The sequence below is a fragment of the Mesorhizobium sp. M0659 genome (assembly GCF_040320605.1).
Classification (GTDB): Bacteria; Pseudomonadota; Alphaproteobacteria; order Rhizobiales; family Rhizobiaceae; genus Mesorhizobium.
The window spans coordinates 70,128-84,198 of record NZ_JAMYPY010000009.1; the positions used below are offsets into that span (position 1 = coordinate 70,128).

At 63.2% G+C, this 14,071-nt stretch carries 15 protein-coding genes and 1 pseudogene; 12 read left to right on the plus strand and 4 right to left on the minus strand.

Annotated features, from left to right (window positions below):
• Positions 1-274: 274 nt before the first annotated feature.
• On the minus strand, positions 275-1,111 hold the full coding sequence (locus NKI31_RS16365) for an SLC5/6 family protein (protein WP_352652093.1): 837 nt from the start codon (positions 1,109-1,111) through the stop codon (positions 275-277).
• Positions 1,112-1,414: 303 nt separating this feature from the next.
• On the opposite strand from NKI31_RS16365, the gene NKI31_RS16370 reads away from it, so the two are divergent.
• From NKI31_RS16370 to NKI31_RS16390, 5 genes are all read left to right on the plus strand, one after another.
• Positions 1,415-1,591 (plus strand): hypothetical protein, encoded by a 177-nt coding sequence (locus NKI31_RS16370; protein WP_352652094.1) that lies wholly within the window; start codon positions 1,415-1,417, stop codon positions 1,589-1,591.
• A 154-nt stretch (positions 1,592-1,745) separates the two neighbouring features.
• Positions 1,746-1,901: a DUF1127 domain-containing protein gene (locus NKI31_RS16375; protein ID WP_023671409.1), complete on the plus strand. Its 156-nt coding sequence runs from the start codon at positions 1,746-1,748 to the stop codon at positions 1,899-1,901.
• A 140-nt stretch (positions 1,902-2,041) separates the two neighbouring features.
• Positions 2,042-2,215, plus strand: a complete 174-nt coding sequence (locus NKI31_RS16380; protein WP_023671410.1) for a hypothetical protein — start codon at positions 2,042-2,044, stop codon at positions 2,213-2,215.
• A 173-nt stretch (positions 2,216-2,388) separates the two neighbouring features.
• The gene (locus tag NKI31_RS16385) at positions 2,389-3,093 is read left to right on the plus strand and encodes a Crp/Fnr family transcriptional regulator (RefSeq protein ID WP_023740037.1); all 705 of its coding nucleotides are present in this window, start codon (positions 2,389-2,391) and stop codon (positions 3,091-3,093) included.
• A 284-nt stretch (positions 3,094-3,377) separates the two neighbouring features.
• Positions 3,378-3,566: a hypothetical protein gene (locus NKI31_RS16390; protein WP_023671412.1), complete on the plus strand. Its 189-nt coding sequence runs from the start codon at positions 3,378-3,380 to the stop codon at positions 3,564-3,566.
• A gap of 22 nt (positions 3,567-3,588) precedes the next feature.
• Here NKI31_RS16390 and NKI31_RS16395 read toward each other — a convergent pair whose 3' ends face one another.
• Positions 3,589-4,329 carry a sulfotransferase family protein gene (locus tag NKI31_RS16395; protein ID WP_352652095.1) on the minus strand — a complete coding sequence of 247 codons (741 nt, stop codon included), beginning with the start codon at positions 4,327-4,329 and terminating at the stop codon, positions 3,589-3,591.
• A 270-nt stretch (positions 4,330-4,599) separates the two neighbouring features.
• On the opposite strand from NKI31_RS16395, the gene NKI31_RS16400 reads away from it, so the two are divergent.
• Positions 4,600-5,814 (plus strand): aminotransferase-like domain-containing protein, encoded by a 1,215-nt coding sequence (locus tag NKI31_RS16400; protein ID WP_352652170.1) that lies wholly within the window; start codon positions 4,600-4,602, stop codon positions 5,812-5,814.
• 152 nt (positions 5,815-5,966) lie between these two features.
• On the opposite strand, the gene yghU is transcribed toward NKI31_RS16400, so the two are convergent.
• Entirely contained in the window at positions 5,967-6,836 is an 870-nt protein-coding gene (yghU, locus tag NKI31_RS16405; protein ID WP_352652096.1) for a glutathione-dependent disulfide-bond oxidoreductase, read from the minus strand.
• A gap of 429 nt (positions 6,837-7,265) precedes the next feature.
• Between yghU and NKI31_RS16410 the strand changes: the two genes are divergently transcribed.
• Positions 7,266-8,177, plus strand: coding sequence for a S1C family serine protease (locus NKI31_RS16410; RefSeq protein WP_023740033.1), 912 nt, complete (start codon positions 7,266-7,268; stop codon positions 8,175-8,177).
• A gap of 187 nt (positions 8,178-8,364) precedes the next feature.
• Here the strand turns inward: NKI31_RS16410 and NKI31_RS16415 are convergent, their stop codons facing one another.
• Positions 8,365-8,979, minus strand: coding sequence for a hypothetical protein (locus NKI31_RS16415; RefSeq protein ID WP_023715162.1), 615 nt, complete (start codon positions 8,977-8,979; stop codon positions 8,365-8,367).
• A 171-nt stretch (positions 8,980-9,150) separates the two neighbouring features.
• Between NKI31_RS16415 and NKI31_RS16420 the strand changes: the two genes are divergently transcribed.
• The 5 genes and pseudogenes from NKI31_RS16420 (at position 9,151) to NKI31_RS16440 (ending at position 13,936) form a co-directional block, all read left to right on the plus strand.
• Positions 9,151-9,747, plus strand: a complete 597-nt coding sequence (locus tag NKI31_RS16420) for a YdeI/OmpD-associated family protein (RefSeq protein ID WP_352652098.1) — start codon at positions 9,151-9,153, stop codon at positions 9,745-9,747.
• 210 nt (positions 9,748-9,957) lie between these two features.
• Positions 9,958-11,016: a GSU2403 family nucleotidyltransferase fold protein gene (locus tag NKI31_RS16425; protein WP_352652099.1), complete on the plus strand. Its 1,059-nt coding sequence runs from the start codon at positions 9,958-9,960 to the stop codon at positions 11,014-11,016.
• Between the two features lie 256 nt (positions 11,017-11,272).
• Positions 11,273-12,429 (plus strand): annotated as a pseudogene (locus tag NKI31_RS16430) (ABC transporter substrate-binding protein).
• A 2-nt stretch (positions 12,430-12,431) separates the two neighbouring features.
• On the plus strand, positions 12,432-13,235 hold the full coding sequence (locus NKI31_RS16435; RefSeq protein WP_352652100.1) for an ABC transporter ATP-binding protein: 804 nt from the start codon (positions 12,432-12,434) through the stop codon (positions 13,233-13,235).
• Positions 13,232-13,936, plus strand: a complete 705-nt coding sequence (locus tag NKI31_RS16440; RefSeq protein ID WP_352652101.1) for an ABC transporter ATP-binding protein — start codon at positions 13,232-13,234, stop codon at positions 13,934-13,936. The genes NKI31_RS16435 and NKI31_RS16440 overlap by 4 nt, the downstream gene beginning before the upstream one ends.
• The last annotated feature ends 135 nt before the right edge of the window (positions 13,937-14,071 follow it).

Here is a 14,071-nt window from a genome sequence, read left to right on the forward strand (position 1 = left end):
GAATAGCTAGTAGCCGTCGTTCCTATCTTCGTAGGACGCTAATTCGGTTCCCTCTCGGCCAGCTCCGAAATTGGCCTCGTGTGACTGGCACAGGGTTATCGCGTCCTGCTGTTTAATTGCACACATCCCGTCAGGAGCCGCAGCACCCTAACCAACTACGTTGCGTTTTGCTCCGCCGTAGGATGGAAATCCCCGGGCCGGACGCAAATGCTAGACGACCACGAGCCGGACCCTTTTGGCGCACCCACCGCGCGCGCCAGAACGCGGGGCCGATTCACGGCGCAGCCGTGAACCCGCACTGCTTCTGTTCCATCTCGATCTGCTTGGTGATGCGGATGGCGTTCTGGGCGTAGGCCTCCGTCACCGAGCCGCTGTTGACGGTCTTGTCCTTCAGCGGGCTGACGGCTGCGCAGAGGTGGAAGACGTGCTCGGTGTCGGACTTGGCGGCGCCGTTTTCCGGCGCGATCCAGTAGACGATATCCTGGCCATTGGGGTGTGCCGCGTCCTTCGTCGCCGCGGCCACCGTGGTGGAGTCGGTGGCGATCGCCTGCGCCTGGGCGGCGACTTCGGGCGAGCAGGCCGTGGTCGGCTGCCCCGCCTTGATCTGTTCCGCGCAGGTGTTCATGTCCTGCGTGTACTGCTCGACCGATGGCGGCTGGTAGCTGACCCCGATCAGGGTCGCCAGCACGGCCAGCACGGCGCCGATGCCGCCGGCCACCTTCTTGCTCTTCGGGTCCATGTTCTTGTCGTTGAGGATCAAGAGAACCAGCGGCAGGAAGGCAATCAGCGTGATGATCGCGCCGAGCTGGTTCTGGACGAAGAACCGGAACGTGTCGGATTCGCGGGCCGGGTCCTTCCGGTTGGCGGCCTTCCAGAGCAGGCTGCCGGCGATGGCGAAGATCGCGATCCCGACCAGGATGCCGATCAGCAGCGGCAGGTTGCCCTGGTCGAACTTGTGCTTGTAGAGCAGTACGATCCCGGCGATCTCGCCGCCAATGGCGATGACCCACGACAGCACGGCGAACAGGCGCAGCCGCGTGGCCCCGGACTTCTGGCCCTGCGTTGCCTGCCAGTCCTTGGTAACGTCTACGGTCGGCTTGTTGTCGGTCATGACCAGATCCCCCGGTGTCGACACTTTTGCGGGGCGGCGTCAAAGGCGCCCGGCGCAGCGTCATTGATCGAACGTCGCCTGCCCCGGCGCGAAAGCGCCACGGCAGACCCCATCCTTATTGCGCATGATGGGATTCGTCCATAGCCGAGCGGGGGGACGAGGATGCGGGCGATGGTGCGGAGGAGGGCAGGGCAATCGCATAAGGGGCTGGCGCAATCCCATGCGATTGCCCGGGAAGAGGGAGTCACCCGTTGGCCTACACGAACCGGCCCACGCATCGACGATCAGATCGCAAAACTTCGCATGGTCGAGCTTCACCGCCACGCTATGGCGGAAGTCGGTCTGCTCGCTCGCCGTGCCGCCGAAATGGTGCATCGCGCCCATTTTCTCGAAATTGCAGATGCCCTTGGTCCAGCGTCCCGCAAGCTCGACGCGGATATCGGCCTTTTGGACGCGGGCAGTCTGGCGCGGCCTCCTTAGCGACTCTCCCGTTCCCTGAATTGATTTGTATACAAATGTTTCTGGGCGACATCGGTTTGTGAAGCGCTTCACCGTTGCCGCGCAATCGATCGGTTACAGAGGCCGTGCAAGAGCGGGCCTGAGGCAGCGCTTTGCTGCTGCATGGAGGTAACCGATGTTTGAAAGTCTCAGCAGAATTCGTGCTGCCCTGGCGCGCGCCAGCAAGCACAGGAAGACCGTGCGCGCACTGAATGCGCTGCCGACGGAGATCCAGAAGGACATTGGCTGGACGGAGTCGAGGTCGATCGATGAGATAAGGCTGCCGTTCTAGGGCCGCATCCAGCGTCGCTAATATATCGCTCGCCATCGATTGTTCGGAAGCGTACAGTATAGCATCGTCAGCCACATCAATGGGCGCTGACGCTTGGGAGCGACCATCGCACTCCTGCCCCGAGAGGAGGCATTGGAGCCATGGCGGAGCAACCGAGACAGTCCGGTCTGAGCGCCGAGACGCTCGCGGCCTTGGCGCGGGAAACCGGGGCCTCCGAGCAGCAGATACAAGAGATCGCATCGCTAATCGGCAACGATCGCTCGTCCATCGTGCGCGAAGCGCGCATGGTTGCGGCTGACCGCCCGAAGCGCTGATCCAGGAAAAAGCTGCTGGATTGATTGATGGGGCGTCGCCCCTGATTTGTCGGTTTTGTACGAAGTACAATGGCTGAATCCGAGTCAGCTATCGTCCAATGACCGTTTGCATTTGGGCAGGGCGCCGACGGCTGGGAGATGACATGTGCTCTTGCCCTTGACGGGAGAGAGCGATGGACCAGTCGGTCAGCAAGGAGAAAAGCGGCCTTTTGCGCCGCATGAACCCGGCCGACTTCGCACTGCTTGCGCCGCATTTGCACCATCGTGTGCTCGATCTCAAAGCCCCGCTCGAAATGGCGGGCGAGCCGGTCGCCTCGGTCTGCTTCCTGGAAAGCGGCCTGGCCTCGGTGGTGGCGAGGAACCGGCCGGGCCTCGACACCGAGGTCGGCATTATCGGCCATGAAGGCATGTCGGGTTCCGCTTTGGTGATGGGCACCGACTGGGCGCCCCATGACTGCTACATGCAGATGCCGGGCGAGGCGGTGTGCATCGGTTCCGAGCCGTTCAAGGCAGCGCTGCAGAAAAGCCCGACGCTTCGCGCCTTCCTGCTGCGCTATGCCCATTATCTGCACGGCCAGACCAAATCCACGGCGCTGAGCAATGCCCGCGCCAAGCTCGAGGATCGGCTGGCCCGATGGCTCCTGATGTGTGACGACAGGGTGGTCGGCCACCAGATCCAGATCACGCATGAGTTCCTGTCCGTCATGCTCGGCGTCAGGCGTCCGGGCGTCACCATCGGCCTGCAGATCCTGGAAGGGCGCGGCCTGATCCGGTCGAGGCGCGGCGAGATCGTCATTCGCGACCGCGATGGCCTGATCGCCGTCGCCGACGGTTTCTACGGCCAGGCCGAGGCCGATTACGAACGCCTGCTGGGCTGAGCCTGGCACCGCTGGAAATGGCCGACGCGAATGCCGGTGAAAGCATGTTGCCAGAGCCGCGCCGGCCATTTGCGGCCATCTGGGGAGAGGCCGCCCGGCAAATCTAGCATCGGCGCAAAAGCGGGCAACGAACCGCAATCGCTTGGTAAAAACCGTACAATCGAATTGTGTTGAACCTTGGTTCGGCAAGAGTATGAATCCGCTGTCGTCGACCATGTATATGGGGCGCTGGCGCCTGAGGCTTCGACAGGCCCGCCCGCCCGATGTGAACGGGGAAAACCGAAATGGCAGAACTGCTTTTCGATGTATCCGCCTTCGATTGCGCCATCCTGCGCGCCGCCTTCATCAAATCGGTAATGGAAGACAATGTCCCGGAAAAGCGGTGGCGCGCGCTCGCCGCTTCCCTGGTTCGCGACCTGACCGACCACGAAGACGTCGAGCCGGATCTCCTCGGCTGGATCACGCGCAAGTAGCGGTACCCTGACGGTCCGGCGGCTACCCCAGCCACCACCACAGCGCCGCGATCGCCGCAAGCACCGCCACTACCGACAGCCCCAGCATGATGTAGCTGCCCTTGATGATGTCGCGGATGATCTTCTTGACGCTTTCGCGGTCGTTGAGGTTGGGGAAAGGCTCGTTGGGCAGCGCCACGCCGAGGAAGCCGCAAAGCGGCGCCCAGCCATCGCTGACCTTGAACACCAGAAGCTTCTCCGGCGGCACGGCCGCTATCACCTCCTCGGTGTAGGCGTTGTAGCGCGCCACCGCCTTGGCGCGGTCGTCCATCACGCCGGCAAGCGTGCGGCCCCAGATCAGTCTGTGCGACATGCCGCCGAATTTGCGGCCGAACGGCGTCAGCCATTCCAGCACCTTGAACTGCCACAATGTCTCGGTGAAGTGGATGGTGTCGATGGTGCTGTCGTACCAGGCCTCGGCGGCGCGCGGATGCAGGGTGAGCAGCACCTTGGCGTCGGGATAGGCGGCCATCAATTCGCGCCACACGCAGCATCCCGGATTGTCGACCGTCGCCTTGTAGTTGGCAAACACTCTGGTCCAGTCGTGCTGGCTGCCGGGCGGGCTGTTGGCCACCTTGCGCCAGAAGTCGAGATGGCCCTTGTTGGCCTTGTTGAGGATGACTTCCTGCATGTGATAGCTGGGAAGGCCCAGCCTGTTCAGCGCGGCAAAGGTCGACCATGTGCCGGTGCGGCCGAATCCGGCCCCGATGAGCTCAAGCGTCATTTTAACCCCCCTTGTTGAGACCGCTTTTCTTTTTATGCCGGTCCGCTCGGAATGACGTTGCATCCGCGCCCCTCGGCGCGCAACAATTTTCCCTGTGCGGCGGCCAAAATGTGTTTGCTTTTTCGTCTGGGCCACGCGGAATGAGGGTCTGGCTATTCCAGCGGGTGAGGGAGCCTGATAATAGGTCAGCCAGATTGACCTAAATTCGCATGGCCGGGACGGTCATGCTGGACCAGATGCCGTATCCCGGGAGGTTGGCTCGTGAGTTTGATGGACCTGTTGGCGTCGCGCGCCTCGCGCATGAAGGCGTCGGAAATCCGCGAGCTGCTCAAACTGCTCGACCAGCCCGATATCATCTCCTTTGCCGGCGGCATCCCCGATCCGGCCTTGTTTCCGGCGCAAGCCATCGCCGATGCCTATGCCTCGGTGCTGGGCGGCGCGGAGGCGAGCGCAGCACTTCAGTATCAGGTCTCCGAAGGCTATCTGCCGCTCAGAAAATGGCTGGCCGGCCAGATGGGCAAGCTTGGCATCGCCTGCGACGAGCACAACATCTTCATCACCTCCGGCTCGCAGCAGGCGCTGGATTATCTGGGCAAGCTGTTCCTGTCGCCCGGCGACACAGCGCTCGTGACGTGGCCGACCTATCTCGGCGCGCTCCAGGCCTTCAACGCCTATGAGCCGCGCTACGACCGGCTGACGCCGGATGGCGGCAACATGACGCCCGCCGCCTACCAGGCGGCGGCTGCTGCCCCCTCTACTTTTGCAAAAGAGGGCGGCAAAGTGAAATTCGCCTATCTCGTGCCCGATTTCGCCAACCCGACCGGCGAGACGCTGAACCGCCAGCAGCGCGAGGCGGTGCTTGACCTCTCCGGCGAGCTCGACATTGCCGTCATCGAGGACGCCGCCTATCGCGCGCTGCGCTATGACGGCGAGGGCCAGCCGCCGATGCTGGCGCTCGACTGCGAACGCTCAGGCGGCATCGAAAACGCCCGCACGCTCTATTGCGGCTCGTTCTCCAAAATCCTGTCGCCGGGCATGCGCGTCGGCTGGGTCTGCGCGCCGCGCCGTGTCGTCGAGCGGCTGGTGCTGATGAAGCAGGCGTCGGACCTGCACAGCCCGTCGATCAACCAGCTGGTCATGCACCGCGTCTCCGAGGCCGTGTATGACGGCCAGGTGGAAAAGCTGATCGGCGCCTACCGCCAGCGCCGCGACGGCTTGCTTGCAGCACTCGAAGCGGAAATGCCGGATGGCGTCAGCTGGAGCCGGCCGGAAGGCGGCATGTTCGTTTGGCTGACGCTGCCCGAAGGTGCGGACGCCACGGCACTGCTCGCCCGCTCGGTCAAGGAAGCCCGCGTGGCCTTCGTGCCGGGCAACGCATTCTACGCCGACGGTTCGGGACGCAACACGATGCGGATGAGCTTTACGCTCGCAGATGAACGCGCCGTGGGTGAAGGCGTGCCGAGGCTGGCGAAATTGATGGGCTAATCTCCCCCCTCGAGGGGGAGATGTCGCCGAAGGCGACAGAGGGGGTCGCCGCGCGTGGAGCGCTAACCTTCATCAGTCGCAGGAGGTCGCGCCCAGTCGAGCCGACCCCCTCTGGCCTGCCGGCCATCTCCCCCTCAAGGGGGGAGATTAGCTCACTCCGCCACCACGAATTTATCCTGCGTCTTCGTCTCGAAATCGCTGGCGTCGTGGCGCTCGTGCAGTTGCATGGCCGGGTCGCCGAAGGCGCGGTTGACCATGCGGCCGCGTTGCACGGTCGGGCGGGCGTCGATCGCCCTGGCCCAGCGTTGTACGTGCTCGTAGTCCTGCACCGACAGGAACTCGGCGGAATCATTGTACATGCGGCCGAGCGCAAGGCCGCCATACCAGGGCCATACCGCCATGTCGGCGATCGAATAGAAGGCGCCGCCGAGATATTCGGTCTCCGCCAGCCGCCGGTCGAGCACGTCGAGCTGGCGCTTGGTCTCCATGGCGAAGCGGTCGATGGCGTATTCGATTTTTTCGGGCGCATAGGCGTAGAAATGGCCGAAGCCGCCGCCGAGATAGGGCGCCGAACCCATCTGCCAGAACAGCCAGGACAAGGTTTCCGCGCGCGCCGGCTGTTCGGTCGGCAGGAACTCGCCGAACTTTTCCGCGAGATAAAGCAGGATCGAACCGGACTCGAAGACGCGGACAGGCGTCTTGCCGCTGCGGTCGAGCAGCGCCGGGATCTTGGAGTTGGGGTTGACCTCGACAAACCCCGAGCCGAACTGGTCGCCATCGTTGATGCGGATCAGCCAGGCGTCGTATTCGGCGCCCTTGTGGCCGAGCGCCAGAAGCTCCTCCAGCATGACAGTCACTTTGACCCCATTCGGCGTCGCCAGCGAATAGAGCTGCAGCGGATGCTTGCCGACCGGCAGCACCTTGTCATGCGTCGGACCGGCAATAGGCCGGTTGATGCTGGCGAACGTGCCGCCATTGGCTTTCTTCCAGCTCCAGACTTTCGGCGGGATGTATTCGGTCATGCGGGAAATTCCTTGGGTTTGGCGGGGCGAAAACGACTTGCGCGACGGCGCGAGACTGATGGCGGAAAAGTCGGCGGAACCTAGATACGGGAACACATAGGTGCAATTCAGAAAGGTTCAACTTGTGTTGAACTATTATCGATGTCGGCGCCGCCCCTCATCGCCCTGCCGGGCACTTCTCCCCGTATAGTGACGGCGAGAAGGACGCTGTCGCCTACTGATTTCCCCAATTGCCAGCGTTGCCAAGAGCGCCGATGTTGCGGCCATCTCCCTTCTCCCCGTCGCTATACGGGGAGAAGGTGCCGGCAGGCGGATGAGGAGCAGCGCCAGCCTCTGAAATGATTGCCTTGTTGCCTAAGCCCTTGCGCCCTGTGCAGCGCGGCATACCTATACAGGATACTGCCCACGCATATCTGCCAGGATGAAAGCATGCCCGTCGATCCCGTTTCCCCGCTCTTGCGCTCCGTCGTTGGCGTGCGCGCCATGGTTCCCGACGATGCCTTCACGGCCAATGCCCTGGGCACGCGCCGGGAAGGCAGCGGCGTCGTCATCCGCGGCGACGGGCTGGTGCTCACCATAGGCTATCTCATCACCGAGGCCGAGGAAGTCTGGCTGACCGACCAGGACGGCCGCGTCGTGCCGGCGCATGCGCTGGCCTATGACCAGGAGACAGGCTTCGGCCTGGTGCAGGCGCTGGCGCCGCTCGGCCTGCCGGCGGTGGCGCTGGGTGACGCCTCGAAGGCCAAGATCGGCGACCCCGTGGTGTTTGCCGACGGCACCGGCCGCTCGGTCAAGGCACACATCGTCACCAAGCAGGAATTCGCCGGCTATTGGGAATATCTGCTCGACGAGGCGATCTTCATTGCCCCGGCGCATCCGTCCTGGGGCGGCGCGGCGCTCATCGGCCAGGATGGCAGCCTGCTCGGCATCGGTTCGCTGCTTTTGCAGATGAGCCGCAACGGCGAGGTCGCCGACATCAACATGGTCGTGCCGATCAACCTTCTGACCCCGATCCTCGACGATCTCCTGACGCGCGGCCAGGTGGCGAAGCCGCCGCGCCCATGGCTCGGCGCCTTCTCGGCCGAGAGCAACGGTGCGGTCGTGGTGATGAGCGTCGCCGAAGGCGGCCCCGCCGCCAAGGCCGGCCTGCGCCAGGGCGACATCATCTCCGACGTGCGCGATGGCGAGGTCGACGGTCTCGCCGATTTCTACCGCAAGCTATGGCAGAATCCGGCGGGTTCGGAGATTCCTCTCAGGGTCGTGCGTGACGGTCGTGAGACTTGGCTGCGAGTGAAATCCGCCGACCGAAACAGCTTTTTGAAGAAACCGCATCTGCAGTGAAGCCAATCTCCCCCCAAGTGGGGGAGATGCCCGGCAGGGCAGAGGGGGCGCGAAGGATCGCGACCTCTCGATCTATTTTCTGACAAGAATCGCGGGATAAACGTGGCTGACACTGGCCGGTGCGTTGGCGGGACAGCGGCCCCCCTGCCGGCCATCTCCCCCACGAGGGGGGAGATTGGCTGCCCCCTCAATCCCCGCATACCCTAAAAGGCGTCCCCGTGTCCCACTCCGCGAAGGGCACGACCTGGCCTTCGACAGACACGATACTGTTCACCTTGCTGTCATCATCCTGCGTCTGCATACTTTTGCCCTTGCCGGTCAGCACGTCGTAGTCGCAGCTGCTGTAGACGACAACGGACTGGTATTTGTAATGGTCATAGGCAACGCCGGCGACGACGAAGGCCTCGTTGCGCCAGGCGATGGTCAGCGTCATGTCGGTCCGCTCGCCGGGGCCGATCAGCCCCGGCAGATAGATCTTGATCGAGCCGTTGGGCAGCAAGGTCAACTCCGGTTCGATGCCGGAGCCCTCATAATGCGGCTGGTCGTAGTCGTTCCATTCGCCGTAGACCTGCTCATGCACGACGCCGGCGGGTTTCAGAAAATTGTACTTTTTGTCCCTCAGGAAGAAATGCATGTCCATGGTATCGTCTTCGGGCTCGGTCTCGACGATCATCGCCAGATCGGCGGCGCCGTCCCCATTGAAGTCGCCGGTCAGCGCGGTGATGATCTTCTGGGTTTCGATGGGTTCGGCGAGCGCCGAGGCCGGCAGCAGAAGGATGAGGCCGAGTAACATCGATCGCATGGCATTTCCCCCGAATTGCAGTCTGCCTTGCCCGGCTCGACCAGCCGGGAAACTGCCATGAGCGCCGGCTTGGGCGCAAGCCGGCTCGCAATAGGCTAGGGGGTATCGACGCCGCTGACGGAAACTGGCATCGACAGCCGATACAGCCGGCCCGGCAACAACGAGGTGATGATGGCGCCGTTCAAGGTCGATCCCGACAAGGTTCATGAATTCCCCGATCCCGACAGTTTTTACGCCTGGCTGCGCGAAAATCATGCCAGCGAGAGCGAGGTCTGGATCAAGGTCCACAAGGTCGGCTCGGGCCTCGCCTCGATCACGCCGAAGCAGGCCATCGACGTGGCGCTGTGCTTCGGCTGGATCGACGCCATACGCAAGCCGCTCGACGACAAGAGCTTTCTGCAGCGCTACACGCCGCGCGGCAAGAAGAGCATCTGGAGCAAGATCAACATCGACAATGTCGCCCGCCTGGTCGAGGAGGGCCGCATGACCGAACACGGGCTGAAACAGGTCGAGGCGGCCAAGGCCGACGGCCGCTGGGACCGCGCCTTTGCCTCAGGCAAGGACATGAAGATCCCTGACGATCTGCAGGCCGCCATCGACGCCGAGCCGAAGGCGAAGGAGATGCTGGCAAAGCTTTCCGCCCAGAACCGGTTCGCGCTGGCGTTTCGAACGCACAACATGAAGACGGAGGCGGGGCGCAGGAAGAAGATCGAGGCTTTTGTCGAGATGCTGAAGCGCGGCGAGACGATCTATCCGCAGAAGCGGTGAGGCGACGGCAAGCGGCTGCCATGGTGCGCGCAGCTAAAAACCCGCGTGTGAGGTTCTGGCCTCCCTTTCTCGGACATAACCTATTGTTTTTATGGTATTTTCCACTCGGCGTGCCGGTGATAGCTGCGATAGTGGAAAAACATAGCAACATATTGTTAATTAAGAGTTTTCCACTATGTTAACTTGATCCTGGCTTAAGAGTGGAAAACGATGCTGAGAGAGTTGACCGGCGAGCAGCGGCGCCAACTCATAGATACGCAACAGGTCTACGAGGCCTGGCAGCGTGCTGATGACCAGCGCCAAAGGCGCTTTGCAGGCAGCATGCGCTGGGTTGAGCGCAGCGGTGCTGAATACCTGCTGCGGAAGGTCCGGCAGGTCGAGAATTCACTCGGGCCGAAAAGCAGCCAGACGGAGAAGGCGTTCGCTGCGTTTTCCGAGGGCAGGGTGCAGAACAAGGATCTGCTGGCAGGTCTGGCCGATCGCATGAACGGCCTGGCGAAAGTCAATGTGGCAATGGGGTTGGGCAGGGTACCGGCCATCGCCGCACGGATATTGCGGCGGTGCGCCGAAACAGACCTGCTGGGCAAGCAGTTGCTGGTCGTCGGCACGAATGCGCTGTTCGCTTACGAGGCTCTGGCGGGCGTCCAGATCACCAGCGGTCTCACGGCAACCGGCGACATTGACCTGCTCTTCGATTCCCGACGCCGCATCAGCTTCGTGACCGGCGAGAGGGTAAGCCAGTCCGGCCTGATAGGCGTGTTGCGTAAAGTGGACAGGTCCTTCAAGCCGCTCCAGCCCCGGGCCTTCAGGGCAGCGAACCGTGATGGCTATCTGGTCGACCTGATCCGTCCGCAGGCAAGACATGTCCTCAAGGACAACGCCACTACCTCGATTACACAGCTTGCCGACGATCTCGACAGCGCACCCATGGAGGGGCTGCAATGGCTCATCAACGCTCCAAAGGTGGAGGCTGTGGCGATCGATGAGCGTGGCTATCCCGTAAGCATGCCGACGGTCGACCCTCGAATGTTCGCTCTGCACAAGGCTTGGCTGGCCACGCTGCCTGATCGGTCTGCGGTCAAGGCAATGAGAGATCGTGAACAGGCGGAAGCGGCTGCACGCATTGCCACGGGCTATCTTGCGCTTCCGCTGGACAGCGAGCATCTCAAAGGGCTTCCGGGGGCACTGCTGGACGCTGCGGCCGCAACGCTCTCTCTGCCTGGCCCGAGCGGCTTTTCCGAAGACTCTCCAATTGAGCCCGACTGGTAGCGGCCGCGCTAGCACGCCATGCTACGAAAATAGCATTCTCCCCTTGCGAAATCTGATGCTACGTTTCCCGGCGCACCCAGGGCGGAAGGGTTGCCAAGAGGAGAAGTGGCGGGCGCTGGCCCGGATTTCAGCGAGAACCGGACGGAACTGTTGAACCATCGTGAGGCCTCCGCGTTTCCCGGCGTCGGCCACAAGGGAGGAACCACCTGTGAAAGCATCCTATCTCGTCTCAGCCGCGCTGCTTGCGGCGACTGCGATGCCGGCGGCGGCCGGCGAAATTTCCGACGGCAAGGTCAAGATCGGCATCCTCAACGACCAGTCGGGCGTCTATGCCGATTTCGGCGGCAAATGGTCGGTCGAGGCCGCATGGCGGTCGAGGATTTTGGCGGCAAGGTGCAGGGCGCGCCGATCGAGATCGTCAACGCCGATCACCAGAACAAGCCCGACATTGCCTCCAACATTGCGCGCCAGTGGTACGACACCGAACAGGTCGACGCGATCATGGAACTGACGACATCCTCGGTGGCGCTCGCCGTCCAGGGGTTGTCCAAGGAAAAGAAGAAGATCGACATCGTCACCGGAGCGGCATCGGCCGACCTGACCGGCAAGCAATGCTCGCCCTACGGTTTCCACTGGGCTTACGATACCCACTCGCAGGCGGTCGGCACCGGCGGCGCGCTTGTGCAGCAGGGCGGCGACAGCTGGTATTTCATCACCGTCGACTATGCCTTCGGCTATTCGCTGAAGGAGCAGACCTCAAAGGTTGTTGAGGCAAGCGGCGGCAAAGTGCTGGGCGAGGTGCGTTACCCCTTGGGATCGACGGATTATTCCTCCTTCCTGCTGCAGGCGCAGTCCTCCGGCGCCAAGGTTATCGGCCTTGCCAATGCCGGCCTCGACACCTCCAATACCATCAAGCAGGCGGCCGAGTTCGGCATTGTCGCCGGCGGCCAGCGGCTGGCAGCCCTTCTGTTCACCCTTGCCGAGGTGCACGGCCTCGGCCTGCAGGCGGCGCAGGGCGTGGTGCTCACCGAAGGGTTTTACTGGGACCGCGACGACAAGAGCCGCGACTTCGCCGGGCGCTTCTTCAAGCGCACCAACCGCATGCCCAACATGATCCAGGCCGGCACCTATTCGGCGGTGCTGCAATATCTCAAGGCCATCGACAAGGCCGGCACCGACGAGACCGAGGCGGTCGCCAAGCAACTCCATGAAATGCCCGTCGACGACATCATCAACGCCAACGGCAAGGTACAGGCCGACGGCTCGATGGTGCACGACATGTATCTCTACCAGGTCAAGAAGCCCGAGGAGTCGAAGAAGGACTGGGACTACTACACCTACCTTGCGACCATTCCGGGCGACAAGGCCTTCATCAAGGCTGAAGACAGTGGCTGCCCCCTCGTCACCAAGTGACGATGGCGCAAGCCGTGGCCGTCCAGCCGGACGGTGCCGAAATCAAGCCGCGGGTGGTGCTCTCCGCCCGCGGCCTGCGGCGCGATTTTGCCGGTTTCGTCGCCGTCAACAATGTCGACCTCGACGTCCATCACGGCCAGATCCATGCGCTGATCGGGCCGAACGGCGCCGGCAAGACGACAATCTTCAACCTCTTGACCAAGTTCCTGCAGCCGAGCAGCGGCAGGATCGAACTGTTGGGCAACGACATCACCCGCACCGCGCCGGCCAGGGTGGCGCGCATGGGTCTCGTCCGCTCGTTCCAGATATCGGCGATCTTTCCGCATCTGAGCGTGCTCGACAATGTCCGCGTCGCCTTGCAGCGGCCGAGCGGGCTCGGCTTCCAGTTCTGGCGCTCGCTGGCCGCGCTTGACCAACTGACGCCACGGGCGCGCGAACTGCTTGCCGTCGTCGGTCTCGACGATGTCGCGCATCGTCCGGCCGGCGATCTCTCCTATGGCCGAAAGCGCGTGCTCGAGATCGCCACCACGCTGGCGCTCGACCCGAAAGTGCTGCTGCTCGACGAGCCGATGGCCGGCATGGGGCACGAGGATGTCGGCGTCATTTCCGGCATCATCCGCTCGCTGGCAACGGACCGCGCCGTGCTGATGGTCGAGCACAATCTCACCGTCGTCGCCGACCTTTGCGACTGGATCACCGTCATGCAGCGCGGCCAGGTGCTCGCCGCCGGCGACTACGCAACGGTGAGCAACGATGAGCGCGTCAGGGTCGCCTACATGGGGACCGAGCAGGGGGACCGAGCATGAGTGAGCCGCTGCTTGCCGTGCGCGATCTCCATGCCTGGTATGGCGAGGGCCATGCGCTGCATGGCGTCGACCTCGACGTTTTTCGCGGTGAGACCGTGACGCTGCTCGGCCGCAACGGCGTGGGCAAGACCACAACGCTGCGCGCCATTATGGGGCTGGTCCGCAAGCGCAGCGGCAGTGTCACCTTCGACGGCAGCGACCTGATGCGCTTGCCGCTGCACCGCGTCGCTCATAAGGGCCTGGGCTTCGTGCCGGAGGAACGCGGCATCTTCGCCACGCTCACCGTCGACGAAAACCTGATCCTGCCGCCGGTGGTGGCCAAGGGCGGCATGAGCGTGGAGGAAATCTTCGATCTCTTTCCCAACCTCAAGGAGCGCCGCAACAGCCCCGGCACCAAACTCTCCGGCGGCGAACAGCAGATGCTGGCCATCGCCCGCATCCTGCGGACGGGCGTGCAGATGCTGCTGCTCGACGAGCCGACCGAGGGCCTGGCGCCGGTCATCGTCCAGCGCATCGGCGAACTGCTGGCGACCTTTAAAAAGCGCGGCATGACCATCCTGCTCGTCGAGCAGAATTTCCGCTTCGCCGCCCGCATCGCCGACCGCTTCTACCTGATGGAGCACGGCAAGGTGGTGGAGGGTTTTGCCGTAAGCGAGCTTGCCGCTCACACGCAACAGCTGCACGATGTGCTTGGGGTATGATGACGACAGCCCACGGCAGTACCCCCACCCCGCTGCTGCGCAGCGACCCTCCCCACAAGGGGGAGGGTGGAGGGCCACCGCCCTACCTCCCCCTTGTGGGGAGGTCGGACCGAAGGTCCGGGTGGGGGTACGTGC